General features: G+C 72.2%; 25 protein-coding genes. 14 read left to right on the top strand and 11 right to left on the bottom strand.

Translation table 11 applies throughout. The features are described from left to right. Positions 1-46 precede the first annotated feature (46 nt). Entirely contained in the window at positions 47-1,615 is a 1,569-nt protein-coding gene (locus tag IG74_RS0110670) for a sodium:solute symporter family protein (protein WP_030673480.1), read from the top strand. A 396-nt stretch (positions 1,616-2,011) separates the two neighbouring features. Here the strand turns inward: IG74_RS0110670 and IG74_RS0110665 are convergent, their stop codons facing one another. Next, positions 2,012-3,130, bottom strand: coding sequence for an ADP-ribosylglycohydrolase family protein (locus IG74_RS0110665; protein WP_234334303.1), 1,119 nt, complete (start codon positions 3,128-3,130; stop codon positions 2,012-2,014). 104 nt (positions 3,131-3,234) lie between these two features. Then, the gene (locus IG74_RS0110660; RefSeq protein WP_030673476.1) at positions 3,235-3,675 is read right to left on the bottom strand and encodes a VOC family protein; all 441 of its coding nucleotides are present in this window, start codon (positions 3,673-3,675) and stop codon (positions 3,235-3,237) included. Between the two features lie 69 nt (positions 3,676-3,744). On the opposite strand from IG74_RS0110660, the gene IG74_RS0110655 reads away from it, so the two are divergent. Beyond that, positions 3,745-4,662 carry a helix-turn-helix transcriptional regulator gene (locus IG74_RS0110655; protein WP_078868701.1) on the top strand — a complete coding sequence of 306 codons (918 nt, stop codon included), beginning with the start codon at positions 3,745-3,747 and terminating at the stop codon, positions 4,660-4,662. Here IG74_RS0110655 and IG74_RS45765 read toward each other — a convergent pair. Next, the gene (locus IG74_RS45765) at positions 4,641-7,982 is read right to left on the bottom strand and encodes an ATP-binding protein (protein WP_234334301.1); all 3,342 of its coding nucleotides are present in this window, start codon (positions 7,980-7,982) and stop codon (positions 4,641-4,643) included. The genes IG74_RS0110655 and IG74_RS45765 overlap by 22 nt on opposite strands. A gap of 83 nt (positions 7,983-8,065) precedes the next feature. After that, positions 8,066-8,455, bottom strand: a complete 390-nt coding sequence (locus tag IG74_RS0110645) for a RidA family protein (RefSeq protein WP_030673466.1) — start codon at positions 8,453-8,455, stop codon at positions 8,066-8,068. A gap of 98 nt (positions 8,456-8,553) precedes the next feature. Between IG74_RS0110645 and IG74_RS0110640 the strand changes: the two genes are divergently transcribed. Further along, a complete protein-coding gene (locus IG74_RS0110640; RefSeq protein ID WP_051854774.1) occupies positions 8,554-9,156 on the top strand; it encodes a Uma2 family endonuclease in 603 nt (200 codons plus the stop codon). On the opposite strand, the gene IG74_RS0110635 is transcribed toward IG74_RS0110640, so the two are convergent. Then, on the bottom strand, positions 9,153-9,902 hold the full coding sequence (locus IG74_RS0110635; protein ID WP_030673458.1) for a DNA-binding protein: 750 nt from the start codon (positions 9,900-9,902) through the stop codon (positions 9,153-9,155). The two genes, IG74_RS0110640 and IG74_RS0110635, sit on opposite strands and share 4 nt — an antisense overlap. Positions 9,903-10,127: 225 nt before the next feature. After that, positions 10,128-10,544 (bottom strand): ATP-binding protein, encoded by a 417-nt coding sequence (locus tag IG74_RS0110630; protein WP_030673455.1) that lies wholly within the window; start codon positions 10,542-10,544, stop codon positions 10,128-10,130. 126 nt (positions 10,545-10,670) lie between these two features. Between IG74_RS0110630 and IG74_RS0110625 the strand changes: the two genes are divergently transcribed. Both IG74_RS0110625 and IG74_RS0110620 read left to right on the top strand, forming a co-directional pair. Then, entirely contained in the window at positions 10,671-11,483 is an 813-nt protein-coding gene (locus IG74_RS0110625; RefSeq protein ID WP_030673452.1) for a helix-turn-helix domain-containing protein, read from the top strand. Continuing rightward, positions 11,480-11,791 carry a DUF397 domain-containing protein gene (locus IG74_RS0110620; RefSeq protein ID WP_030673449.1) on the top strand — a complete coding sequence of 104 codons (312 nt, stop codon included), beginning with the start codon at positions 11,480-11,482 and terminating at the stop codon, positions 11,789-11,791. The genes IG74_RS0110625 and IG74_RS0110620 overlap by 4 nt, the downstream gene beginning before the upstream one ends. Here the strand turns inward: IG74_RS0110620 and IG74_RS0110615 are convergent. Beyond that, positions 11,779-12,078, bottom strand: coding sequence for a hypothetical protein (locus tag IG74_RS0110615; protein WP_030673446.1), 300 nt, complete (start codon positions 12,076-12,078; stop codon positions 11,779-11,781). The genes IG74_RS0110620 and IG74_RS0110615 overlap by 13 nt on opposite strands. A 218-nt stretch (positions 12,079-12,296) precedes the next feature. Between IG74_RS0110615 and IG74_RS0110610 the strand changes: the two genes are divergently transcribed. The 8 genes from IG74_RS0110610 (at position 12,297) to IG74_RS0110575 (ending at position 18,568) form a co-directional block, all read left to right on the top strand. Beyond that, a complete protein-coding gene (locus IG74_RS0110610) occupies positions 12,297-12,890 on the top strand; it encodes a DUF1707 SHOCT-like domain-containing protein (RefSeq protein WP_030673443.1) in 594 nt (197 codons plus the stop codon). A gap of 136 nt (positions 12,891-13,026) precedes the next feature. Continuing rightward, entirely contained in the window at positions 13,027-13,284 is a 258-nt protein-coding gene (locus IG74_RS0110605; RefSeq protein WP_030673440.1) for a hypothetical protein, read from the top strand. Further along, positions 13,259-13,789 carry a DUF6879 family protein gene (locus IG74_RS0110600; RefSeq protein ID WP_030673437.1) on the top strand — a complete coding sequence of 177 codons (531 nt, stop codon included), beginning with the start codon at positions 13,259-13,261 and terminating at the stop codon, positions 13,787-13,789. Before IG74_RS0110605 ends, IG74_RS0110600 begins: the two co-directional genes overlap by 26 nt. Before the next feature lie 48 nt (positions 13,790-13,837). Beyond that, positions 13,838-14,686 (top strand): helix-turn-helix domain-containing protein, encoded by an 849-nt coding sequence (locus IG74_RS0110595; RefSeq protein WP_030673434.1) that lies wholly within the window; start codon positions 13,838-13,840, stop codon positions 14,684-14,686. A 94-nt stretch (positions 14,687-14,780) separates the two neighbouring features. Then, positions 14,781-15,005 (top strand): hypothetical protein, encoded by a 225-nt coding sequence (locus tag IG74_RS0110590; protein WP_030673430.1) that lies wholly within the window; start codon positions 14,781-14,783, stop codon positions 15,003-15,005. 12 nt (positions 15,006-15,017) lie between these two features. After that, positions 15,018-15,485 carry a hypothetical protein gene (locus IG74_RS0110585; protein ID WP_030673428.1) on the top strand — a complete coding sequence of 156 codons (468 nt, stop codon included), beginning with the start codon at positions 15,018-15,020 and terminating at the stop codon, positions 15,483-15,485. A gap of 142 nt (positions 15,486-15,627) precedes the next feature. Next, complete coding sequence (locus IG74_RS0110580) at positions 15,628-17,073, top strand: FG-GAP and VCBS repeat-containing protein (RefSeq protein WP_030673424.1); 1,446 nt, start codon at positions 15,628-15,630, stop codon at positions 17,071-17,073. Between the two features lie 19 nt (positions 17,074-17,092). Further along, on the top strand, positions 17,093-18,568 hold the full coding sequence (locus IG74_RS0110575) for an FG-GAP-like repeat-containing protein (RefSeq protein ID WP_063761231.1): 1,476 nt from the start codon (positions 17,093-17,095) through the stop codon (positions 18,566-18,568). A 48-nt stretch (positions 18,569-18,616) separates the two neighbouring features. Here IG74_RS0110575 and IG74_RS0110570 read toward each other — a convergent pair whose 3' ends face one another. Beyond that, positions 18,617-19,219, bottom strand: coding sequence for a TetR/AcrR family transcriptional regulator (locus tag IG74_RS0110570; protein ID WP_030673418.1), 603 nt, complete (start codon positions 19,217-19,219; stop codon positions 18,617-18,619). A 90-nt stretch (positions 19,220-19,309) separates the two neighbouring features. On the opposite strand from IG74_RS0110570, the gene IG74_RS0110565 reads away from it, so the two are divergent. Continuing rightward, entirely contained in the window at positions 19,310-20,155 is an 846-nt protein-coding gene (locus IG74_RS0110565) for an NAD(P)H-binding protein (RefSeq protein WP_030673414.1), read from the top strand. Between the two features lie 13 nt (positions 20,156-20,168). Here IG74_RS0110565 and IG74_RS0110560 read toward each other — a convergent pair whose 3' ends face one another. The 3 genes from IG74_RS0110560 to IG74_RS0110550 all read right to left on the bottom strand — a co-directional run bounded on the left by IG74_RS0110560 (position 20,169) and on the right by IG74_RS0110550 (position 23,862). Beyond that, complete coding sequence (locus IG74_RS0110560) at positions 20,169-20,567, bottom strand: VOC family protein (protein ID WP_030673411.1); 399 nt, start codon at positions 20,565-20,567, stop codon at positions 20,169-20,171. Then, the gene (locus tag IG74_RS0110555) at positions 20,564-21,127 is read right to left on the bottom strand and encodes a cupin domain-containing protein (protein WP_051854772.1); all 564 of its coding nucleotides are present in this window, start codon (positions 21,125-21,127) and stop codon (positions 20,564-20,566) included. The genes IG74_RS0110560 and IG74_RS0110555 overlap by 4 nt, the downstream gene beginning before the upstream one ends. Before the next feature lie 137 nt (positions 21,128-21,264). Further along, positions 21,265-23,862 carry a bifunctional FO biosynthesis protein CofGH gene (locus tag IG74_RS0110550; protein ID WP_030673404.1) on the bottom strand — a complete coding sequence of 866 codons (2,598 nt, stop codon included), beginning with the start codon at positions 23,860-23,862 and terminating at the stop codon, positions 21,265-21,267. Positions 23,863-24,085 lie beyond the last annotated feature (223 nt).

Below are 24,085 nucleotides of genomic sequence, written 5' to 3'. Positions count from 1 at the left end.
TCAGCGGAGTTGACCGAGTTCACAAGGCGGACCCCGGGAGGGGGATATGAACGGACTCGACTGGGCCGTGCTCATCGGCTACTTCGGCGTGATGGTCGCGATCGGCGTCTGGTCCCACAAGCGCGTGGACAACGTCAGCGACTTCTTCACCGCAGGCGGCAAGATGCCGTGGTGGCTGTCCGGCATCTCGCACCACATGTCCGGCTACAGCGCGGTGATGTTCACCGGCTACGCCGGCATCGCCTACACGTACGGCGTCACGTCCTTCGTCACCTGGTCCTTCCCCATCGCGCTCGGCATCGCGATCGGCTCCCGGCTCTTCGCGCCGCGCATCAACCGGCTGCGCTCGCGCCTGCACGTGGCGTCCCCGCTGGAGTACCTGAAGAACCGCTACGACCTGCCGACCCAGCAGGCGCTCGCCTGGTCCGGCATGCTCCTGAAGATCGTGGACGTGGGCGCGAAGTGGGCGGCGATCGCGACGCTCCTGTCCGTGTTCACCGGGGTCTCCCTGAACCAGGGCATCCTCATCACCGGCGCCGTCACCGCCGTGTACTGCACCATCGGCGGCCTGTGGGCGGACGCCCTGACCGAGCTGGGCCAGTTCGTCATCCAGCTGCTCGCCGGGATCGCGATGTTCGTGGCCGTGGTCGTGGAGCTCGGCGACTACGGCGGCTTCTTCGGCGTGTGGGACCGCCCCGAGCTCGACGGCCACGAGAAGCCGCTGATCGGCCCCTACGGCACGGTGTTCCTGCTCGCCTTCCTCTTCATCAAGCTCTTCGAGTACAACGGCGGCATGCTCAACCAGGCCCAGCGGTACATGGCCACGGCCAACGCCCGCGAAGCCTCGCGGTCCGCGAAGCTGTCCGCCGTGCTGTGGCTGGTGTGGCCGCTGGTCCTGTTCTTCCCCATGTGGATGTCGCCGCTCCTCGTCGACGCGAAGAAGCCCGACGGGTCGGACTCGTACGCCCTGATGACCGAACAGCTGCTTCCGCACGGCCTGTTGGGCCTGGTCATCGTCGGCTTCTTCTCCCACACGATGGCCATGTGCTCCTCCGACGCCAACGCCATCGCGGCCGTCTTCACCCGGGACGTGGCGCCCGTCCTGTCCAGGAAGGCCCGGCAGTGGACCGACCACGCCGGACTCGTCGCGGCCCGGCTGACCACGGTCGTCTTCCTCGGTCTGTCCATGGCGGTGGCCACCCAGGTCAACTCCCCCACCTTCAACGACATCATCACCGTCGTCATCAAGTGGGTCGCAGGCCTCATGGGCCCCATCGCCATCCCGATGATGCTCGGCCTGCTGCGCACCTTCCGCCGCTCGGGACCCACCGCCGCGCTCACCAGCTGGGCCGCCGGGCTGCTCGCCTTCTGGCTGGTCAACTACCCCGTCCACTGGAACGTCGACGGCGGCGTGCCCCTCCAGTACCAGGTGTCCATACCGCTGGCGGTGTCCCTGGTCCTGTACGTCGTCATCGGCTGGGCGAAGCCGGAGGACACGCCGGAGCGCGACGCGCTCATCGAGCGCATCAACACGGACGACGACGGCTCCGCCGCCGCGGCCCTCCCCCTGCCGGGCCAGGCGGAGGAGCCCACCCCCTCGAAGCCGGTGCCGTAGCCCTCGCGGGCGCCGTGGTGGGATGCCCCCATGCAGACCGCACGGCGTGTGCTGATCGTTGCGTACGACGACACCCAGATCCTCGATGTCGCCTGTCCCAGCGGGGCGTTGGACATCGCGAACCGGTACGGGGCGGATCCGCCGTACGAGATCGAGCTGGGGACCGTCGGCCGCGCCCCCGCGCGCAGCAGCGCCGGGATAGCCCTCGGCGCCGGGCGGAGCCTGGAGGAGGTCGCCGGGCCGCTGGACACGCTGCTCGTGGCGGGCGGCGCCGGGTACGCGCGGGCGCTGCGCCGGGCCTTCCTCCTCTTCGCCTGCGGATTCGTCTTGGCTGGTCGCGCCCGCGCGGCGGAGCCGCAAATCGACAGGGCCCCGCGCCCCTTTGGGGCGCTCCGGTCAAGCCCTCGGATATCTCGCCAGCCAGCCCGGTGCCGCGCCCGCCGGGCTGTGCAGGGCCGGGCCCTGGGTCATCTCCATGGCGAAGTCGTCCGCGAGTTCCAGGACGGTGGCGCGGCCCTCGAGCTCGGTGAGCCAGCCGGGCGGCAGGGCGGTCTCGCCGTGGAGGGCGCCGAGCAGCGCCCCGCACAGCGCGCCCGCCGCCGTGGAGGACGCGCCGTGGTTGACGGCGAGGCGCAGTCCGTGGCGGACGTCCTCGCCGACCAGGGCGCAGTACACGGCGGCGGACAGCACGCCCTCCGCGTCACCTTCGCCGATCAGCTCCTCGACGCGGGCCGCGTTCGGCATGCCCTGCCGTACGGCGCCGAGCGCGTGCCGGAGCCCGTCGGTGACGGCCTGGTGGCCCGGCCGCGCGGCGAGCAGCGAAAGGGCGCGCTGCACGGCCCCGTCGAGGGACTCGCCGCGGGCGAGCCCGTGCACGAGGACGGCGTGGGCGCCCGCGGCGAGGTAGGCGTGCGGGTGCCCGTGCGTCTGCACGGCGCACTCCACGGCGAGCTGGAGCACGAGCTGCGGCTCCCACCCCACGAGCAGTCCGAAGGCCGCGGACCTGGCGGCGGCCTCGGCGCCGCGCTCGCCCGGGTTCTTGGGCACGTCGAGGGTGCCCATGCGCTCGTCGGCGAGCCCGGTGAGGCAGGCGCGGGCGGGCGCGCGGCGCGAGTACAGCCACTCCTCGCGGGCCAGCCAGCCGTCCTCCTTGCGCCGCTCGTCGGGCCCCCAGTCGCGCTGGGTGACGGCCCACCGCAGATAGGCCCGGTGCAGATCGGTCGGCGGGTGCCAGGCGCCCGTGTCGCGCCGCACCTGGGCCCGTATCAGGCCGTCCACGGTGAAGAGCGACAGCTGCGTGACGGCGGTGACGGCGCCGCGTCTGCCGTGCGCGGGCGCGAGTTCGGTGAGCCCTTCGGTGCCGTGCGCGGCCCGGATCTCCGCCAGGTCCGCGCCGTCCACGGGCGCCCCGAGGGCATCCCCGACGGCGGCCGCGAGCAGCGTGCCGCGGACCCGGCTGCGGAAGTCCTGCTGCTCGGTGCGGCCCCACACCCCGGTGGTTGCTACGGCAGTCACCGAACCCCCTTTCCCGTGCCTCGCCGACCGACTCCGCAGCACTGTAATCGAACGGGAACGGTGGGTTCAGGGGGCAAGTGGTTTGTGCGGAAGGTGCGGTTTCCCTAGTTCCCGTCGGGAGTTGGGCGGTGTTCGACGTATTCGACGACGGTGCCGTCGGGGTGCCGGACGGTGAAGCCCGTGCCGGTCGGGACGCGGTGCGGCGGGTCGAGGATCTCGGTGCCCTCCTCCGCCGCGAGCCGGGTCAGGTACGTCTCGGCGGAGTCGATGATCAGCGTGCCGTCCGTGGCCCGGAACAGGGCGAGCGTCTCCTCGTCGCCCTCGACGAGCAGGAAGCTCCCGACGACGGCGAGCGCGAGCCGCTTCTCCGGATACGTGAACCACATGTCCCGCTCCACGCCGAGCAGCCGCTCGTAGAAGGAGGCGACGGACTCCAGGGTTCCGGTGGGGGTGTAGACGCGGATGAGGGTGCGGGGCGCGGTGAAGCCGGAGGAGTCGTTGACGCGGCGCCAGACGGTGGGGGTGAGGTCGATGTCGTTGCTCATGCGGCAACCCTCGCCCCGGGAATGGAGGCCGGCCAGGGGGGTGTTCATGGGGTGAGCGGAGGTAACACGATGACGGACCAGCTGCCGGGGCCCCCGACCACCCCGCTGGCGAACTCGCCGACGGCCCCGGCGCCCACCCCACGGACCACCCCAGCGACGGCCCCGGCCCCGGCCCCCGCCGCGCTCCGCCACCGGCTCGGTGGCTTTCTGCGTGCGCACCGTGAGCGCGTGACCCCGGCTGACGTGGGGCTCCCGGGCACGCCGCGGCGGCGCACGTCCGGCCTGCGCCGCGAGGAGGTCGCGGCGCTCTCCGGCGTCTCGGTGGCCTGGTACACCTGGCTGGAGCAGGGCCGCGTCGACACCTCGCGGCAGGTCCTGGACGCGGTGGCGCGGACCCTGCGCCTGGACGCCGCGGCGCACCGCCACGCCCTCGCCCTGGCGGGTTACGCCCCCTGCGAGACGGCCCCCGCCGCGCCCCCGGACCACCAGCCGATGCTGGACAGTTGGCCCACCCCGGCCGCGCTCCTCGACCCGGCCCTGGACCTGCACGCCTGGAACGGCCCGTACGCGGCGCTCTGGCCCGACCCGGCCGGTGTCCCCGCGGCCCGCCGCAACCTCCTGCTGCTCCTGGCCACCGACCCCGCCCACCAGCGCGTCCTGCCCGACTGGCAGCCCCTTGCCGTGGACCTCTACCGGCACTTCCGCACCCGCGCCGACCGCGAGCCCCCGCCGTCCCGAAGCCACGAGGTGACCGCCCTCCTGCGCACCGAGCGCCCCGAGCTCGACCCGTGGTGGGCCTGCCGCTCGGTGGCCGACTTCACCCCCCGCGCCGTCACCCTCACCACCCCCACCGGCGACGAGCGACCGTACGAGATGACCTTGCTCCTGGCACCGGGGCCGGGGGCCGGCGCCGTCCTGGTCCAGACGCCGGTCGGCGGGCCGCCTTCCGCGCCGGACCGACGACGCTACGCGGGCGGCTCCGCGTAGCGCGCCCGGAAGGCGTCGCGGGCCTCGGCCACCCGCGCCACACGAGGCGCGAGCCGGGCGCGGTCGGCGCCGGGGGCGCGGCGCAGTTCCGTGAGGAGGTCCACCAGTTCGGCGCGGTCCGCCCAGTTCATGCGGGGGTCGTCGAGCGGGACGCAGCGGGCGAGGCGGGCGTCGAGCGCGGCCCAGTCGGCGAGACCGGCGGCGACCACGGCGCTCAGGTACGTGACCTCGGCGGGCCTGCGCCCGTCGGCCCGCAGCAGCCGGTCCGCGTCCTGCCAGGCGGTGCGGGCCGCCGCCGCCCCCTCGCAGCCGCTCACGGCGAGGGCGTGGGCCAGCGCGCCGAGCGTTCCGTCGTGGGCGCGCAGGGCCGAGGCCGCCGCGCGCGCCTGCGGCCAGCGCCCCAGGAGGCGGTACGCCTGAGCCAGCGCGTCCGCGCCGAAGGCGACCCGGGCGACGCTGTTCCCGCCGTCGGCGGTGAGGCAGGACAGTGCCGGGCCGGGGTGCCCGGTCACGAGGTGGAGCGCCGCTTCCATGCAGCGCGCCCACTCGGAGGACTTGCCCTGGGCCGTGAGACGGGCGAGGTCCTCCGCGGCCCCGGTGAGCCGGCCGACGCGCACCTGGACGAGGCATCTGCCCTCACGGAGCGAGGGGCGGTCCGCGTCGGTCGCCACCGCGCGGTCCAGGTCCCGCAGCGCCTGCTCGTGCAGCCCGAGCTCGGAGTGGACCCTGCCGCGCAGGGCCAGCGCGGGTCCGTAGTCGGGGGCCTTGTCGACGGCCCGGTCGAGCTCCGCACGGGCTTCCTCGTCCCGGTGCAGGTCGACCAGCGCCCGCGCCCGGCAGTACCGCACCCACGGCGAGTCGGGCCACAGCTCGACGGCCCGGTCGGCATCGGCGAGGGCGCCCTCGTAGTGGCCGAGGTGACGGCGCGCGCGGGACCGCTGGGCGAGCGCCCACGCCCGGTCCGGGGCGAGTTCGAGGGCCCGGTCCAGGTCCACGAGGGCCTCGCGCGGCCGGTCGAGGCCGAGCAAGGTGACTCCGCGGCCCGCGTAGCCCGACGCGTACCCGTCGTCGATCCCGAGCGCACGGCTGTAGTCCGCGAGCGCTTCCTCGTAGCGGCGCGCGATGCGCAGTACGTCGCCCCGCACGCACCACACCCACGCCCAGTCGGCGGAGTCGTCGACGGCCCGGTCCAGGTCCGCGAGGGCGCGCTCGGACCGGCCGAGGCTCACGTACAGTCGCGCGCGCTTCACCAGCGCCCAGGTGTAGTCCGGCTTCAGCTCCAGGGCCCGGTCGAAGTCGCCGAGCGCTTCGTCGAGGCGGCCCAGGCTGTGCAGGGCGGCGCCCCGTGACGCCCAGGCGTACTCCTGCTCGGGGGCCAGCTCGATCGCCCGGCCCAGGTCGTCGACGGCCTCCTCGTAGTGCCCGAGGACCCGCTGGAACTCACCTCGCATGCGGAGGGTCACGATCTGGTCCGGTGCGAGCGCGTCGGCCCGGTCCAGGTCCACGAGCCCGGCGGCGTAGTCGCCCCGTTTGCCGTGCGTGCTGGCTCTGCCGCGGTAGGCGCGCACCAGCTCCGGGTCGAGGGCGACGGCCCGGTCGTAGTCGGCCAGCGAGCCCTCGTGGGCGCCGCTCTGGCGCCGGAACCGGCCCCGTATCGCATGTGCGAGGGCCCGGCGCCGGGGGTCGAACCCGGCCCGGTCGATCAGCAGCCCCAGCGGCACCGTGAGGTCGTCGCGGCCGAGCGCCGCCAGCAGGTCACGCCCCCACTCCTCCGCCACCCGGCCCGTGGAGTCCCCGCCCGCGTCCGCCAGGACCCGCGCCCACTGCCGGGCGACGGACTCCCCCTGGTTGCACGCGCTGACCACATCGCGCAGGACGTCCGGCAGCGCCGCCCGCTCGCCCGCGCACAGCAGGTGGTACGACTCCGCGAGCCGCAGCTCCCGCCACCGCCCGTCGATCCACAGCTCGTCGGCGTCGAGCGAGGCCTCGGTCTCCGCCCGCCACGCCCCGAACGTCCCCGCGAGCCTCCCGTGCCGCTCCGCCCACCCCCGCGGCGACCGCTGCCGCTGCAACCGCAGCATCGGGTCGCGCACCACGTCGTGGTAGACGAGCCGGTCCCCGCGGTCACTGACGAACGGCAGCTTCCGCAGCCACGCGAAGAGTCCCGGCACCTCCTCCTCGGCGCACAGGCCGTCCACCGCGGCCCGGAACACGTCCTCGTCAAGGCCGCGCGGCAGCGCGCACGCCAGGGCCACCGCGCGCCGCACGGGGTCCGGCTCCCACTTCAGGAAGCGCTCCACGGCCGTGGCACACGGGTCCCCGACACCGTCCGGGGCGGTGGGGCGGCTCTCGGCGAGCGTCGACACCAGGACGGGGAGGCCGCCGGAGAGACGGAGCACCTCCTCGACGACCGGCTCGGCGGTCACGCCCTTCCCGGCCAGGAGCCCGCGCGCCTCCAGCTCCGTGAACGGCTCCAGCGGTACGTCCGTCATGAAGTCGAGGTAGCCGTCCCACCGGGCCGTGTCGAAGGCCTGCTGTCCCGCGGTCACGACGACGAGGTTGGCGGGCAGGGCCCCGTACCTGTCGGTCGTCATCACGTCGCACAACCAGCCGTCGAGGAACGGACCGATCCGTTCGTACGTGTCGAAGAACAGGACGACCCACGGGTACGCGCGTGCGGCGTCGACCAGCTCACCGAGGAGCACCGGAGTCAGCACCCGCTCCGGGGACAGGACCAGCTGGACGTCCTCCTGGTTGCGGAACCGGGCGCTCAGCCCGGCCCGCAGCCGGTCGGCGCCCTGCGCCAGCTGGGCCGGATCGACGGCGCCCGCGAGCGCGCCGACACCGGGGAGCAGGCCGAGCCCCGCGAGACCCGCGCGGGCCGCCGTCATGCTGCCCGCCGAAGGGGGCGGGGCGGCGCCCGGGTCCTGGCCGAGGTCGGCCGTCGCCGCGAGGCTCGCCATCTCGGCCTCGTGCCGCCGTTCCCGGTGCGCGGTGAGCATCCGGTCGAGCTCCTTGCACCTGCGGCCCCGCCGGGCGAACTCGGCGCTCACCACGGCCATCAGCTCCGGCACGCTGCCGACCGCTTCGTCGACGTAGGCGGTCAACGCGCCCTGCTGCCTGGCGATCTGCTCCAGCTCCTGGACCAGCGACGTCTTGCCGACGCCCGCGTTGCCGTGCACGTGGAAGAGGAAGCGGTGGCGCTCGTCGGACACCGGCACGTCGAAGTTGTCGCGGAACGCGGCGAGTTCGTCCCGGCGCCCCACGAAGCCCGATCGCCTCCGCCGGCGGATCAGTTCCTGCATCGACGGCTCGCTCATCGGCCTCCCCTGCCCGCGTCCCTGGCGGTCCAGTGTCCACCACGAGGCCCCGGAGCGCCGGGCTCCGCCGAGACCGGTGCGGCCTAGCCGTCCCGGCGGCGCGCGTACGTCTCGATCTCGATCTTCATGCGGGGGTCGGCGAGGCCGCAGACCAGCATCGTGGCGGCCGGCCGGACGTCGCCGAAGGCGCGGCGCAGGACCGGCCAGCAGGGTTCGAAGTCGGCGCGCTCGGGCAGCAGGTAGCGCACGCGCACCACGTCGGCGAGGGTGCAGCCGGCCTCGGCGAGGGCCGCCTCGATGTTGCGTACGCACTGCTCGGCCTGGTCCACCACGTCGGCGGAGATGGTCATGGTCGCGTAGTCGAACCCGGTCGTCCCGGACACGTGCACCCAGTCGCCGTCGACCACGGCCCGGGCGTATCCGATCTGCTCCTCGAAGGTCGAACCGCTGAAAATCGCACGTCGCTCGCTCATGCGCCGAAGGCTAAGCCACGCGCCCGCCCGCCTCCGCATCACGGTACGTTGCACGTCAGGGACGTATGTGGACGTGCCCAGCTGGACGGAGGTACGAGGTGAGCGCTCGGCCCAGCGAACCGGCATCCCAGGACCTCTACTACCAACTGCGTGACTTGGCCGATGACTTCACCGACGCGGCGGACCGGCGCGGCGAGCGCGTGCGGGCCGAGATCACGGACAACAGGATCGACATCGTCCTGGTCAATCCGACCAAACGGCACGGCCGGATCGTCAGCCTGCTCGTCAGGCAGATCGAAGACCAGGACGAGCGTGCCGCGACCATGGCGGAGACGAAGATCGAGCATCCTGAGCTCGGCTTCTACCGGACCGCCGACCTCGTCGTGATGTCGCAGGACGCCTACGAGGCGTCGGACGACGACGCACCCGCGTTCGCCCCCGACGTCGACCTGGCCGTCGAGGTCGTCTCCAAGTCCAACCCCGAGAACGACTACATCAAGAAGCTGCGGGACTACCCGTGCATGGGCGTGCCCTGCTACGCGATCGTCGATCCGCGCGACGGCACGGTCAGCGTGTACAGCCCCCCGGGCACCATCGGTGGCCGGCCCCAGTACCGCGACCACAAGCGGTTCGCGTTCGGGGACAAGGTACGGATGGGTCAGTGGCTCATCGACACGGCGGAGTTCCCCCGGCCCCGCTAGGCGGCCGCGTACGCGCGGCAGTCCCGGCACCGGCCGGGGTCGGCCGCGCGGAAGGCGCGGTCGCAGCCGTCGCAGGTCTGGAAGGGATCGGGCGGCGGGGCCGGGCGCCGGTCGGGCAGTGGGGGCGGCAGCAGCGCGGTGAGCCGGTGGGCGAGGAGCGCGGCCGGGTGCCGGATCACCCCCTCCGGCAGGCCGTTCGTCAGTGCTCCCCGTACGGCGTCCGGCGGTACGCCCCGCGCCAGCCAGGCGGCGACACCCGGCACCAGGCGCCGTACGTCCCGCTCGGAGAGCAGCAGGCGGGGGTCGCTCGCGCGCAGCCCGAGCAGCAGGTCGGCCGGGGCGTCGGCGGGCACGGGGTCCGGGTCCGGGTCCCGCTCGCGCGGGGCCTCCGGCGTCGGCGGCTTGTTGTACGACACCGTGCGCGTCACGATCCGGCCCGACGGCAGCCGCTCCTTGACCCGGGCCAGATACCCGTGCGCCTCCAACTCCCGTAACGCGGCGGCGATCCGCATCTCGCCCTCGGGGAACCGCTGCGCCAGCGCCTTGATCCCGATCCTGGACCCGGCGGGCAGCGACTGGATGTGCGTGGCCAGGCCGATCGCCGTCAATGACAGATCTTGATGCTGTGCGAGGTGGTTTCCGACCACGGTGAAGCGTTCGCGGTGCGCTTCGGATACGTGGCGGAGTCCGGAGCCGGAACGTCCGGACGCGTGGCGCGGCGGCGCGCTAGGCTGCTGAGTAGTCATCGGGAAGTTAGGCCTTCCTCGGTGAACAGGCCCTCGCCGTGGGGTGCCAGCCCAGGCGGGGGCCGTTTCATGTCTGCGGGTGTCGGCGTCGACGCTGCACCATCGACTGCGGTACAAGCCAGCCGAGTTGGCCATGTTCACCCTTGAGGGTGAGCTGCGGGGACGGTGGGGCTGGGTGGTTTCTTCTCCCGCGTTCTTTCCTCTTTGGCGTCGGGTCCGACCGGGTCACGGTTCCGCGCGACCCGGTGCGAGTTCGGCCCACACCGTCTTGCAGCCGGAGGGCGCCCCCGCCACGCCCCAGCGCTCCGCGCACCCCGCGACGATGCGCAGCCCGCGCCCCGACTCCTCGTGTTCGCCCGGGTCCTGGATGCGCGGGATCCGGTCACCCCGGGCGTCGGTCACCTCGATCCGGAGCGTCCCGGCCGCGTCGAGCCGCAGCGTAAGGCGGAAGTCCCGGCCCGGCACGCGGCCGTGCGCTACGGCGTTCGCGGCAAGCTCGGCGACGACGTGCGGGGCATCGCCCGACGGGCAACCCCAGGCGTTGAGTTGACGCTCCGTGAGCAGCCGCGCGAGGCGTGCGCCCCTTCGCGAGGCGGTCAGCAGCAGAGTGAAGTGCCGCGCCTCGACGGCGGCTTGAGTCATTTCACCATTCACATCACTCAGCGTGGTCACTCCTGTCTACCCTGACCAGCAGGGAAGCCGGTACGCAGAGCGACTGTCCGGGTACCGCTCGGAGCCGTCCGGCTCGTACGCGGAAGGTGGGCCGCAATGGAGGACGAGGAAGCCGCGGCGGTACTCAAGGCGGTGGGCCGCCAGGTCAAGGCGTGGCGCGAGGCGGCGGGCATGACCCAGGCGGAGCTGGGCTCGGCCATCGGGTACGGCGAGGAGATGGTGTCGTCGGTGGAGCGGGGGCGGCGCGTGCCGAAGCCGGTCTTCCTGGAGAAGGCGGACGAGGTCCTGCGCGCTGGCGGCAAGATCCTGGCGATGAAGAAGGACGCGGATGAGGCGCGGTACCCGAAGAAGGTACGGGACCTGAAAAGGCTGGAGGAGGAGTCGGTCGAGCTGGGGGCCTACGCCAGTCTTCACATCCACGGGTTGCTCCAGACGCCGGAGTACGCCCAGGCCTTGTACGAGATGCGGCTGCCCGCGTACTCGGAGGACGAGATCGAGAGTCATGTAGCAGCACGCATGGCTCGGAAGTCCGTCTTCGAGCGCAATCCTCGGCCACATCTCACGTTCGTCCAGGAAGAGGTGACATTGCGGCGGCCGATCGGGGGCAGACTGGTTCTGCGGCGCCAGCTCGAACACCTGTTGGAGGTCGGCAGGTTGAGGCACGTGGAGATCCAGGTGATGACGACGGACTGCGAGGATCACGCGGGCATGGCTGGACCGCTTCGCCTGCTGAAATTGCGCGACGGCAAGACGTTGGGGCATTCCGAAGCCCAGCTCCACAGTCGCGTGATCAGCGATCCCCGGGAAGTCCAGATCCTGGAGATGCGCTATGGAATGATCCGGGCGCAGGCTCTCACGCCCCGTGAGTCACTCGCGTTCATCAAGAAAGTGCTGGGAGACGAGACATGACGGCCGAGCTGGCGTGGTTCAAAAGCAGTTACAGCAGCAACGACGGACCCGACTGCGTCGAAGTAGCCCTGGAATGGCACAAGAGCAGCCACAGCAGCAACGAGGGCCCCAATTGCGTTGAGGTCGCCCTGGATTGGCGCAAGAGTAGCCACAGCGGCAACGACGGACCCGCGTGCGTCGAGGTGGCGATAGCCCCCGCCACCGTCCACATCCGCGACTCCAAGAACAAGAACGGAGCCCAGGTGACCGTCGAAGGCGCGGCCTGGGCTCCGTTCGTCGGCTTCGCCGCGGGGGCTCAGACCGTGTAGGCGGTCCAGCCCACGGTCTCCGTGACGTGCTTGCCGTCGGCGCTCACGCCGCCGCCGAGGATCTCGTTGAAGCGGATCTTGAAGCCGGTGCGGGTCACGTCGTGCAGGCGGACGCCGGGGGTTTCGGGTCCGTTGAAGGTCTGCACGGTGACCTGGACGACGACGTCCGAACCGGTGGGGAACGGGGTGGGGAAGGTGACCTGATCAAAGGTGTCGGTCTTCCCGCCCTGGGTTTCGGTGGAGTGGGACGAGTCCATGGTCAGCTTGCCACTCTGGATCATGCTCATGGTGGTAGCCCTCTCTCACACGCGAGGGAGTGCCGGTCGGCACTTCCGGTGCAGCTCTGTGCGAGGAGGGATTCAAGCAGCGGGACGGCAGGGAAGATAGGGCGCTTTCGGGACATTCGTCCGGGAGTTATGGGGGCACCCTGAGATCCGTCAGGGTCTTCCCTGATCTCGGCTGGGAACCGTTGCCGGGGCGTCGGGCCGCCGCGCACACTGGACGCATGGTTGATGCAGCTATGCGGGTGTCGCACCGGGAGCGGGACCAGGCGGTGGAGATCCTGCGGGCCGCGGCGGGGGACGGGCGGCTGACGGGGGCCGAGTTGGAGGAGCGGGTGGAGGCGGCGCTCGCGGCGCGGACGGTCGGCGACCTCAGGGAGCTGACGGCGGACCTGCCGTGGGAGGGCATGCCGCCGCAGCCGCGCGAGGTCCTGCGGATCGACCAGCGCTTCGGGGAGGGCAGGCGCACCGGGCGGTGGCGGGTGCCGCGCCGGATGGAGGTGCGGCTGATGTTCTCGAATCTGAAGCTGGACTTCACGGAGGCCGTGCTCGGCCACGGCACGCTGGACATCGCGGTGGACCTGCGGATCGGCGGGAATCTGACGCTGATCACGCCGCCGGGGGTGGTGGTCGACGCGGACGGGATCACCAAGAGCCGAGGCGAGATCAAACTCCCCCCGGTCCCGGGCCCGGAGACCCCGACACACCTGCGCATCTTCCTGACCGGCACCTCGACGGGCGGCGACATAACGGCCCGCCCACCCCGCCGCCTCCCCTGGCCGCGCAAGGCCAAGCCCAGGGCGGGCGGGGAGCGCTGACCGGGCCCCGCCGGGCACGGACCCCGTCACCACATACTTGGAAAGGTCTGCCTGTTTGCCCCGGCCCTTGACGACGGGCCCCCGTAGCGCCACGCTCGTGCAAGCTGGCGCAAGCCACTCGACGCCGGAGGCAGTGATGGCGCTGCGGTTCATCGGGATCGATCCGGACACCGGACAACAGGGCTCCCCGACCATCTGGGTGGATGAGGTCAGGCGCGAGTTCGTATTCCAGGGCTTGAGGCCGGACACGGAGCTTGAGCAGCAGTGCGCGGCGTTCGAAGTACCCGGGCACGCTCCCGGCATTCCCTCGCACGAGGCCGTGGTCCGGGTCCCGTTCCGCATGGTGGCGATGCTGAGGGAGGCGTGTGATGTCGCAGAGCGAGCCGGGCTTTGACGAGCTGCTGGCCGCGGCCGAGCAGTCGGCCGTGCATCTGGAGATGCGCGACGCCTACGCCGTGGGCGACGAGGCGGACGACTTCGAGGAGTGGAAGCGCACCGGGCACCGGGATGTGGACCCCGGCTCGGCCTATTGGACCCCCTGGGTCGAGCTGATCAGGCGCACGGTAGCCCGGGGCGTGGTGGTGCGCCGCGCCCGCGTGGTCTCCGAGCCGGTGACCGACTACATCCGGTACGAGCACGCGGGCACCGTCGTCAACATCCACGCGGGCGAACAAGTCCGCTGGCTGCCCCGGCGCCAGGCTTCGGACATCGCTCTGCCGGGCAACGACTGCTGGGTTTTCGACGGCAGGACCGTACTCTTCAACCACTTCTCAGGGACCGGCTCCTGGTCGGAGCCGGGCTGGGAAGTACGCACGGAACCATCGGTCGCCCAGCTGGCCTCGACCGCCTTCGATGCCGTGTGGGAGCGTGGCACTCCGCACGAGAAGTACACGGTCTGAGTCCCGCAGAGCACACATCAGAGAGCACGGAGTACCAAGAACCCACTCATGTCCGCCTCTCCCTCGTCCAGCGCTCAGGCCGCACGTGAGGTCATCGCCGCGCGGCTCCGGGATCTTCGTGTCGAGGCGGAGCTGACCGGACGCGAGCTGGCGGTCCGGTGCGGCTGGAGCCCTGCCAAGTCGTCGCGGATCGAGCATGCCAGGACCCCGCCGTCCGACGCGGACATCCGGGCCTGGTGCACGGCCTGCGGCGCACGGGACCAAGCGGCGGACCTTGTGGCGGCGAACCACCAGGCCGACCAGATGTACGTGCACTGGAAGAAGCTCCACCGGCACGGAATGCGCCGGGCACAGGACGAGGTCGTACCGCTCTACAAGCAGACCCGGACGTTCCGCGTGTACTGCTCGAACGTCGTCCCCGGCATGGTCCAGACCGAGGCGTACGCCCAAGCCTTGCTGTCCACGATCGCCGCGTTCCAGGACACCCCGGACGACTCCGCCGAAACCGCCGCGTCACGCGTCGAGCGTTCGAACGTCCTCCACGAGGGCCGCCACAGGTTCGCGCTGCTCATGGAAGAGACAGTGCTGCGCTACCGCATCGGCGACACCCGTACGATGGCAGGCCAACTCGGTTACCTGCTGGCCGTCATGGCGCTGCCGAACGTCAGCCTGGGCATCATCCCGTTCACCGCCCGGCGCCGGGTATGGCCGCTTGAGGCGTTCTACCTCTTCGACGACCGACGAGCCAGCGTAGAACTCCTGACAGCCGCGGTGAACGTGTCAGCCCCCAGCGAGATCGCCGTCTACGCCAAGGCGTTCGACCAGCTCGCGGAAGTCGCCGTGCACGGCTCTGCCGCCCGCACACTCATCACGGAAGCGATCGACTCTCTCGGGTAGTTCGCGTGCAATCTCGTGCAAGAACGTGGATCGGTGCCCGCCGGGCTTCCTACGGTCAGTGCATCCCGTAGAGCCAGCCAGAAGGGGCACCATCATGCGGAACGGATTCGACCTGTACGCACTCGACATCACCACCGCCGAATTCACGCAGGCCTGCGGCGGCCCCTGCACCGAAGGCTGCCTGACCCTCGCGAAGATCGGGCCCGGTGCCTGGGCGGTGGGGGACAGCAAGCGGCCCGACCTGGAGCCGCTGCGCTACAGCACGGTCGAGCTGGATGCCGCCGGGATCGACCCGGCCCGGTTCGGCCTTCAGGCCTGAGCACCCTGCCCGGTGCACCACCACGGATACCTGTGGGCGGGCCCGAAAGCGCGCCTCGACGACGAGGCCCTGCGGCGGCCCGCACACCCCGACCCTCCCCCGGCCGGGAACCGGCCCGAGCTGATCCATCGGCACCGCGAGGTCGTCGCCGAATTCCCCCGTGTGGACCTGCCTCCGCTGGAGACGGCGTACTGGCTCATCAAACCGGCGGACCTGATCCGGGGAACGTGGCAGCAGTCCCAGGGCGCCGCGGGCTGGCTCAGCGGGCAACTAGCCGCACATGCGCCGCGGTTCGCCACCTCGGCGGACCGCGACCCCCGCCGCCTGGAGGCGCTGTCGCGCTCCGCCGCCGAGCGCCTCGCCCGGGGTCACGACGTCTCCCTCGGCTTCTACCTGGAGCGCCCCACGTTCCTGTCGCTGGCCCTGGTGTGCTGTACCCCCAACCACGCCAAGCCGCACCTGCCCTGTCCACTCCGGTGACGCACCACGCCCCGCAGCCGTGCCGGGCTGAGCCAGGGGTTCCGCTTCTCCCTGTTCAGGGGCGTGCAACCCTCCCGTCACCTCGGCTGTCTCCTCTCTGTCGGTCCCTGATCAAAAGGGCCACTCAGTCACAGGAGGAACAGTGCGTCGCTCCCTCGTCGTCGCCATCGCGGCTGCCGCCGTCGCCGCGCCGCTGGTGGTCGGTGCCGGCACCGCGTCCGCCGCGCCCAAGGCGGCCACGGCTCCCGTCGTCGACTTCAACAAGGACGGCTACGCCGACCTCGTGCTCGGGGCGGCGACCGCGACGGTCGGCGGGAAGCAGGAGGCCGGGTACGTGGCCGTCGTGTACGGGTCGAAGAGCGGTCCGGACCGCGCGCACCCGAAGGTCGTCGACCGGTCGAGCGCGGGCGTGCCCGGGGACGTCAGCGAGTACGGGGCCTTCGGCGACGAGCTGACCGCCGCCGACCTGGACGGGGACGGGTACACGGATCTGGTCGTCGGCGCCAACGCGGGCAGCACGGTGGTTCTTTGGGGCTCCGCCGCCGGGATCGCGGACGTCGTGACCGAGCTGCCGGGCGCGGGCGGGTCGCTGGCCGCCGGTGACTTCAACGGTGACGGCCACCGCGACCTGGTGACGCAGGAGTACAAGACCGCACCCGAGAGCGACGACACCGGCATGACCGTCTCGTACGGGCCGTTCACGCGCGGCGGCGCGGCGGCCTCGAAGGACGCGATCGGCTTCGGCTCGTTCCGCGAGCTCGGCGACTTCGTGGCGGGCGACCTGGACGGCGACGGCGTCGACGACCTCGTCACCAGCCACGGCTTCGAGGACCGGGCGTACGGCAGCCGGTTCTGGAAGGGCTCCAAGTCCGGCCTCGGCCACACGTACAAGAACCTCAAGGCCTCCGTGGGCGGGGCCGTCGCGGACGTGGACGGCGACGGCTACAACGACTTCGTCACCCGCGACAACGGCTCCAGCAACGAAGACCTCGACTCCGATGCGGGCACCGTCCGCGTCGACTACGGCAGCAAGAACGGGCCCGCCGCCACCCGCAGCGTGAAGATCACCCAGGACAGCCCGGGCGTCCCCGGCGTCGGCGAGACCGGCGGGTACATCGGCGACGAGTACTACAGCGGCGACCAGTTCGGCGCCTCGGTCAGCGCCGGTGACGTCAACGGCGACGGCTACGCCGACATCGCCGTCGGCCTCCCCGGCGAAGACGTCAAAGCCGCTGGAAAGAACGTTCTGGACACCGGCAGCATCGTTCTCCTCAAGGGCTCCAAGAGCGGCCTCAGCGGCACCGGCGCGCAGGCGTTCACGCAGACCACGCCCGACGTGCCCGGCGCCTCCGAGAAGGGCGACAAGTTCGGCGCCCGCGTCCTGCTCTCCGACGTCGACGGCGACAAGAAGGCCGACCTGACCGTCACCGCGCCCTGGGAGGACGGCACGTACCGGGACTCCGGCGCGGCCTGGGTTTTCAAGGGCGCCGCCACCGGCCTGACGACCGCCGGGATCACCTCCTTCGGCCCGGCCGCGCTCGGCGCCCCGGAGAAGAACGCCCGCCTGGGCGAGCACCTCGCGCGCTAGCGCCCGTACCACCACTGACATGCCAACTCGCACGTACACCACAGGAGAAACAGTGCGCCGCTCCCTCATCGCAGCCGTCGCGGCGGCCGCGGTCGCCGCACCGCTCATGCTCACCGCGACGGGCACCGCGTCCGCCGCGCCCCGGCCCCCCAAGGCCCCGGTGGCCGACTTCAACGGCGACGGCTACGCCGACCTCGCGATCGGCGCGATGGGCGCCGACTACGTCGCCGTCACGTACGGGTCCAAGAACGGGCCGGACCGCGCGCACCCGCGGATCATCGACCGCGACACCCCGGGCCTGCCCGGCGACGTCGCCACCGACGGCGGCCTCGACATCCGGAAGCTGGTCATCGGGGACTTCGACGGCGACCGCTACACCGATCTGGTCATCAGCCGTGACTCTCCCGCGAAGAGCGCCGTCGTCCTGTGGGGTTCCGCCGCGGGCCTTACGGGGGCGTCCGGCAAGGTCCCCAACGGCGGCTACGGCAACATCGCCGCCGGGGACCTCAACGGCGACGGGCACCGCGACCTCGTGACCGAGGTGTTCACGGGGGGCGGCGACGACAAGGGCACCCTGCTCGTCTCGTACGGTCCGTTCACGCGCGGCGGCAAGGCGGCCAAGAAGAAGCAGCTGACCGTGACGGGGGCTCCCGGCATCGGTCTCGTGGCCGGGGACATGAACGGGGACGGCGTCGACGACCTCGTCACCAGCCACGGCGACGAGGACGGGCCGCAGCAGAGCCACTTCTGGAAGGGCACGAAGAACGGCATCGGCGACCGCCACACGAAGCGGCTCGAACCCTCCGACGAGGGCGTCGTCGCCGACGTCAACGGCGACGGGTACGGCGACTTCGTGACCCGCGAGCTCAGGGGCGACGGCGAGGTGCAGTACGACGACCCGGGCACCGTCCGCGTCGACTACGGCAGCAAGAACGGACCCGCCGCCACCCGCAGCGTGAAGATCACCCAGAACAGCGCGGGCGTCCCCGGCAAGAGCGAGTCGGGCGGGCCCATGGACGACGGGGGCGAGTACCACCGCGGGGACCACTTCGGCACCAGCCTCAGCGCGGGCGACGTCAACGGCGACGGCTTGGCCGACATCGCCGTCGGCGTACCCGACAAGGACATCAAGGCCGGCGACAAGAAGGCCTACGACGCGGGCCGGGTCATCCTCCTGAAGGGCGCCAAGAGCGGCCTCAGCGGCACGGGCGCGCAGGCCTTCACCCAGTCCACGGCGGGCGTCCCCGGCGTCTCCGAGACGGGCGACCGCTTCGGCTCCCAGGTCATGCTGTCCGACGTCGACGGCGACAAGAAGGCCGACCTGACCGTCACCGCGCCCGAGGAGGACACCACGGTCCAGGACGTGGGCGCCGTCTGGGTCCTCAAGGGCACCAAGTCCGGCCTGACGGCCACCGGCAGCACGTCCTTCGGTCCGAGCGCCGTGGGCGCCCCGGACGCCGAGCGCGGCTACTTCGGCGTGTGGCTGGGCCACTGAGCACGGGCGGAGGCGGGCGGCCGTCCGATGCGACGGCCGCCCGCCGGCTCACCCGGCTACGCCCCCCAGTGAGTCCAGCCACTCGGTGAGGCGTGCGCCTTCCTGGGTCATGACCTCCGGCTCCCGCAGGGCGTTGGCCAGGAGCGACATGCCCTGGTACGCGGAGACGAAGGTGACGGCCAGAGCGTCCGGGTCCGGGAGGGCCAGGGCGCGGAACTGGTCCGCGGACCAGTCGAGCAGGCGGCGGATCACCGTGGCGGCCGCCACGTCGAGAACCCCGTCGGCACGCTTGTCGAGCTCGACGGCCAGCGTGCCGGTGGGGCAGCCGAGCCGCGCGGCGACCTCGCGCCGGTCGACCCACGCCGCGACGAGCGCCTTGAGGCGCTCGCGCGGGTCGGGCAGCTCGTCGAGCTCCGCCGTGATCTCGTCCAGGCGCGCGCTGTGCTCGGACAGGGCGGCGCGGATCAGCTCGTCCTTGGTCTTGAAGTAGTAGTAGACGTTCCCGACGGGCACGTCCGCCGCGCGCGCGATGTCGGCCAGCGTGGTGCGTTCGACGCCCTGCTCGTGCAGCACCTGGGCCGCCGCGGCCGAGAGCCGCCGCCGCTTGTCGGCCCCGCGTACCTTCGGCCCGGGCTTCACTGAGTCGGTCACCCAACTAACTATAGGCAGGCGGCGAACGGCCGTGCTACGGTCCTGCCAAGGAAGTGAGTCAGCCAACTAACTAACTCCCAGGAGACTTCGATGATCGTGGTGACGGGTGCGACGGGCAACATCGGCCGGACGCTGGTCCCCCTGCTGGCCGCCGCGGGCGAGGACGTCGTCGCGGTGTCGCGGCGCGAGCGGCCCGCGGACCTTCCCGCCGGGGTCCGGCACGCACGGGCCGACGTCGGGGACGCGGCGGGCATGCGACCGGTCCTGGACGGCGCGGACGCGCTCTTCCTGCTGCTCGGCGGGGAGTTGAACAGCCACGGCGAGAGTCCGCGGGCCCTAGTCGACGCGGCCGCGCGGGGCGGGGTCGAGCGGATCGTCCTGGTGTCGTCGCAGCTCAACTCCACCCGCCCCGAAGCCCCTTCGCACGCACGGCTGCGCGCCTTCGAGGCCGCCGTGCGCGGCTCCGGCCGCGACTTCACGGTCCTGCGCCCGAGCGGCTTCGCCTCGAACGCCTTCGCCTGGGCCGACGCGGTCCGCGCCGAGCGGACGGTGCACGCCCCCTTCGGCGACGTGGCGCTTCCGGTCGTCGACCCGGCGGACATCGCCGAGGTGGCGGCGGCCGCGCTGCGCGAGGGCGGGCACGCGGGGCGCACGTACGAGCTGACCGGGCCCGAGGCCGTCAGCCCGCGGCAGCAGGCCGCGACGATCGCCGGAGCCCTGGGCGAGGAGGTGGCGTTCGTGGAGCTGTCCCGCGAGCAGGCCCACGCTCAGATGGCGCGGTTCATGCCGGAGGAGGCCATCGGCGGGACCCTGGACGTCCTCGGCGTACCGCTGCCCGCCGAGCGGAAGGTCAGCGGCGACGTGGAGCGGGTGCTCGGCCGCCCGGCCCGCCCCTTCGCGGAGTGGGCGGCGCGCCACGCGCCCGCCTTCCGCTAGTGCCGTGCGGTGGCTAGCCCCACACCCGCGAGCAGAGCACCAGGTGGTAGCCGTCCGGGTCGGTGAGCGTCACGCCGTGCTCGTCCCAGTACGGGTTGTGCGCGGGGACCCGGGTGCCGCCCGCCGCGAGCAGGCGGTCCACCAGGGCCTCGGCCACCGGCTCGCCCAGGTAGACCACGAACAGGTCGTCCACCGTCGGGGTCGGCTCCAGCGGGTTCTCGGGGTCGTGGGTCAGCTCGAAGTGCCAGGAGCCGCCCGGCGGGCCGACCATCAGCAGGTCGTGCTCGCCGGGGACGCGCTCGGTGGACCGCCACAGGACACCGAGGCCGAGGGCGTCCACGTAGAAGCGCTCGGCGGCGGCGAGGTCCCGCGAGGGACGGGCCACGCGCACGTGCGTCGTCGCGTCGATCACTGAGCGGCCTCCGTCTGCGCGGCCTCGGTCTGCGCGGACTCCGTCTTCGCGGACTCCAGGGCGGCGCGCCACACCGGGCTGTCCACGTAGTGGTTGTCGAAGCGCTCCCCCGACTCGGCGATCTCCTTGAAGTCGGCCTCGCCGCGCAGCACCCGGCCGAGCAGGCGCAGGTAGTCGAAGCGGTCCATGCCCGGCGTGAAGACGAACAGGACGTCCGCCTCGTGGCCCGGCGCCGCCGCGAAGGCGTGCGGGGTGTGCGGCGGGACGGCCAGGAAGTCGCCCGCGTCCAGGACCTTGATCTCGTCGCCGATCAGCACCTGGAGGGAGCCGCTGACCACGAAGAACAGCTCCGTGGCCTTGGTGTGGAAGTGGGCCGGGGCGCCCACCGCGCCCGCCGCGAAGGTCGAGCGGTAGCTGGTGAAGCCCGCGGCACCGCCCGTCTCGCCCAGGAAGGTCATGACGCTGCTCGGGTCGGCGCTGGTCTCGGCCTCCGCGTGGCGGGTCAGGACCGGCTGGAAGGGCGGGGTGGCGGTGTTCGCGAGGGCTTCGTTCGTGTTCATGATCAGAACTCTATGGCTGAAATGACTCCCTGAGTAGGGTCACTTTCGCTTGCGGATGATGGGTCAATTCTGCTCCGCGCGCCAGCGTCTCGCGGGGCGCCCACGCGTATCCCCCCGCGCGGGCGCCCCGCGACGGGCTACGCGTCGAGCACCGGCAGCAGCTCCGGCAGGTGCCCGTCCGACGCCGCCGCCGTCCGTACCCGCTCCTCGGGGACCTCCCCGTACAGGGTCGTGCGCGGCCGCGCCGGGCGCCCCGCCGCCTCCGCGATCGCGACGAGGTCCTTGACCGAGCGGTAGGAGCCGTAACCGGAGCCCGCCATGCGGGAGATGGTCTCCTCCATCAGCGTGCCGCCGACGTCGTTCGCGCCGGAGCGCAGCATCTCGGCTGCCCCCTCCGTGCCGAGCTTCACCCAGCTGGTCTGGATGTTGGGGATGTGGGGGTGGAGCAGGAGCCGGGCCATGGCCGTCACCGCGCGGTTGTCGCGGGTGGTGGGGCCGGGCCTGGCGATGCCCGCCAGATAGACGGGCGCGTTGGTGTGGATGAAGGGCAGCGTCACGAACTCCGTGAAGCCGCCGGTCTCCTGCTGGATCGCGGCCAGGGTGCGGAAGTGGCCGAGCCAGTGCCGCGGCTGGTCGACGTGGCCGTACATCATCGTGGACGAGGAGCGGAGCCCCAGCTCGTGGGCGGTCTTGACGACCTCGATCCACGTGGCCGCCGGGAGCTTGCCCTTGGTCAGGATCCAGCGGACCTCGTCGTCGAGGATCTCGGCGGCGGTGCCGGGGATGGAGTCGAGGCCCGCCTCCTTGGCGCGCTGGAGCCACTCGCGGATCGACAGGCCCGTGCGGGTCGCGCCGTTGACGACCTCCATCGGGGAGAAGGCGTGCACGTGCATGCCGGGCACGCGCTCCTTCACGGCCTCGGCGATGTCGAAGTACGCCGTGCCGGGCAGGTCGGGGTGGATGCCGCCCTGCATGCACACCTCGACGGCGCCGACGTCCCAGGCCTGCGCGGCGCGGTCGGCGACCTGCGACAGGGACAGGGTGTAGGCGTCGGCGTCGGTGCGGCGCTGCGCGAAGGCGCAGAAGCGGCAGCCGGTGTAGCAGACGTTCGTGAAGTTGATGTTCCGCGTGACGATGTACGTGACGTCGTCGCCCACCACGGACTTGCGGACGTCGTCGGCGACGGAGCAGAGCGCGTCCAGGGCGGGGCCGTCCGCGTGCAGCAGCACGAGCGCCTCGGCGTCGGTGAGGCGGGTCGGGTCGTCGGCGGCCGTGGCGAGGGCGGAGCGGACGTCGCCGTCGAGCCGGGACGGCACCATGCCGGGCGCGGCCTGCTCGCGCAGCGCCTCCCAGTCGCCGTACACCTCGTCGAAGTCGTCACGCCGGTCGGTGGTGCGGCCCGTGGTGTCGATGGTGCGGTGCAGGTCGGTGCGGCCTGATGAGGCCACGTACCCCTCGTCGGGCTCCTGCCAGGGCAGGCCGCGCACCGGGGCGTCCGGATTCGCCAGGCCCGTCTCCGGGTCGGCGAGCGCGTCCACGTGCGGGCGCAGGCGCGGGTCCAGCCACGGCTCGCCGCGCCGGACGAACTCGGGGTAGACGCAGAGGCGTTCGCGCAGCTCGAAGCCCTCGGCGGCCGACTGCTCGGCGAGCGCCTCGATCTGCGGCCAGGGCTTCTCCGGGTTGACGTGGTCGATGGTGAGCGGCGAGACGCCGCCCCAGTCGTCGATCCCGGCGCGGATGAGGCGGCCGTACTCGCCGTCGACCAGGTTCGGCGGGGCCTGGACGCAGCCGGAGGGGCCCATGATGTGCCGGGCGACGGCGACCGTGGCGACGAGCTCGTCGATCTCGGCGTCGGGCATGCCGCGCATCGCGGTGTCCGGCTTGGCGCGGAAGTTCTGGATGATCAGTTCCTGCACGCCGTGGTACGAGCGGGACACGCGGCGCAGCGCGAAGAGGGACTCCGCGCGCTCCTCGTACGTCTCGCCGATGCCGATGAGCAGCCCGCTGGTGAAGGGCACGGACGAGCGGCCCGCGTCCTCAAGGACGCGCAGGCGGACGGCCGGTTCCTTGTCCGGGGAGCCGTGGTGCGGGCCGCCGGGCTCGGACCAGAGCCGCTCGGCGGTGGTCTCCAGCATCATGCCCATCGAAGGGGCCACCGGCTTCAGGCGCTGGAAGTCGGTCCACGACAGCACGCCCGGGTTGAGGTGGGGCAGCAGGCCCGTCTCCTCCAGGATGCGGATCGATATGGCCCGTACGTACGCGATGGTGTCGTCGTAGCCGTGCGCGTCCAGCCACTCGCGGGCCTCGGGCCAGCGGTCCTCGGGCTTGTCGCCGAGGGTGATGAGCGCTTCCTTGCAGCCGAGCGCGGCGCCCTTGCGGGCGATGTCCAGGACCTCGTCCGGGGACATGAACATGTCGTGCCCGGCCCGGCGCAGCTTGCCCGGCACGGTGACGAACGTGCAGTAGTGACACTTGTCCCGGCACAGCCGGGTCAGCGGGATGAACACGCTCTTCGAGTACGTGATGACGCCAGTGCGACCCGCGGCCTCCAGGCCCGCGTCCCGCACCCGGGCGGCCGAGGCCGCCAGGTCCTCCAGGTCATCGCCGCGCGCCTGGAGCAGCACGGCGGCCTCCGCCACGTCCAGCGCGACGCCGTCCCTGGCCCGCCGCAGGGCCCGCCGCATGGCGTTGGCTGTGGGACGTCCGTCCTCGGGGGGCTGTGCGCTGTTGGTCATGTCCTTGAGCATACGAGCGACAACACATGACACCTACAGACACTTCCGCCAGGTCGCGGCGGCCCCCGCGGGCGCCGTCCCGGCCGCCCCGGAGCGCCCCCGCCGTCCCCGCCCGTAAACCTGTCGATTCCCTTCCCTTACAGGGGAGTTCACGGCTCAATACCAGGGTTGCACGCACCACTCATGTCTCGTCGTCACCGTCGTCACCGACTCTGGGGAGCCA

Source organism: Streptomyces sp. NRRL B-1347 (genome assembly GCF_000720325.1).
In the GTDB taxonomy this organism is placed as follows: Bacteria; Actinomycetota; Actinomycetes; order Streptomycetales; family Streptomycetaceae; genus Streptomyces.
The sequence above is the reverse complement of the archived record's forward strand: the minus strand, read 5'-3'. Positions and strand labels throughout refer to the sequence as shown.

Bases quoted from the DNA above. Each gene is read 5' to 3' on its own strand.
- IG74_RS0110555 (WP_051854772.1), bottom strand. From the start codon at position 21,127: ATGAACACGAACGAAGCCCTCGCGAACACCGCCACCCCGCCCTTCCAG.
- IG74_RS0110645 (WP_030673466.1), bottom strand. From the start codon at position 8,455: ATGAGCGAGCGACGTGCGATTTTCAGCGGTTCGACCTTCGAGGAGCAG.
- IG74_RS0110625 (WP_030673452.1), top strand. From the start codon at position 10,671: ATGGAGGACGAGGAAGCCGCGGCGGTACTCAAGGCGGTGGGCCGCCAG.
- IG74_RS0110655 (WP_078868701.1), top strand. From the start codon at position 3,745: ATGACGGACCAGCTGCCGGGGCCCCCGACCACCCCGCTGGCGAACTCG.
- IG74_RS0110595 (WP_030673434.1), top strand. From the start codon at position 13,838: ATGTCCGCCTCTCCCTCGTCCAGCGCTCAGGCCGCACGTGAGGTCATC.
- IG74_RS0110620 (WP_030673449.1), top strand. From the start codon at position 11,480: ATGACGGCCGAGCTGGCGTGGTTCAAAAGCAGTTACAGCAGCAACGAC.
- IG74_RS0110660 (WP_030673476.1), bottom strand. From the start codon at position 3,675: ATGAGCAACGACATCGACCTCACCCCCACCGTCTGGCGCCGCGTCAAC.
- IG74_RS0110670 (WP_030673480.1), top strand. From the start codon at position 47: ATGAACGGACTCGACTGGGCCGTGCTCATCGGCTACTTCGGCGTGATG.
- IG74_RS0110590 (WP_030673430.1), top strand. From the start codon at position 14,781: ATGCGGAACGGATTCGACCTGTACGCACTCGACATCACCACCGCCGAA.
- IG74_RS0110630 (WP_030673455.1), bottom strand. From the start codon at position 10,544: ATGACTCAAGCCGCCGTCGAGGCGCGGCACTTCACTCTGCTGCTGACC.
- IG74_RS0110610 (WP_030673443.1), top strand. From the start codon at position 12,297: ATGGTTGATGCAGCTATGCGGGTGTCGCACCGGGAGCGGGACCAGGCG.
- IG74_RS0110615 (WP_030673446.1), bottom strand. From the start codon at position 12,078: ATGAGCATGATCCAGAGTGGCAAGCTGACCATGGACTCGTCCCACTCC.
- IG74_RS0110550 (WP_030673404.1), bottom strand. From the start codon at position 23,862: ATGACCAACAGCGCACAGCCCCCCGAGGACGGACGTCCCACAGCCAAC.
- IG74_RS0110635 (WP_030673458.1), bottom strand. From the start codon at position 9,902: ATGACTACTCAGCAGCCTAGCGCGCCGCCGCGCCACGCGTCCGGACGT.
- IG74_RS0110605 (WP_030673440.1), top strand. From the start codon at position 13,027: ATGGCGCTGCGGTTCATCGGGATCGATCCGGACACCGGACAACAGGGC.
- IG74_RS0110565 (WP_030673414.1), top strand. From the start codon at position 19,310: ATGATCGTGGTGACGGGTGCGACGGGCAACATCGGCCGGACGCTGGTC.
- IG74_RS45765 (WP_234334301.1), bottom strand. From the start codon at position 7,982: ATGAGCGAGCCGTCGATGCAGGAACTGATCCGCCGGCGGAGGCGATCG.
- IG74_RS0110575 (WP_063761231.1), top strand. From the start codon at position 17,093: ATGCCAACTCGCACGTACACCACAGGAGAAACAGTGCGCCGCTCCCTC.
- IG74_RS0110600 (WP_030673437.1), top strand. From the start codon at position 13,259: ATGTCGCAGAGCGAGCCGGGCTTTGACGAGCTGCTGGCCGCGGCCGAG.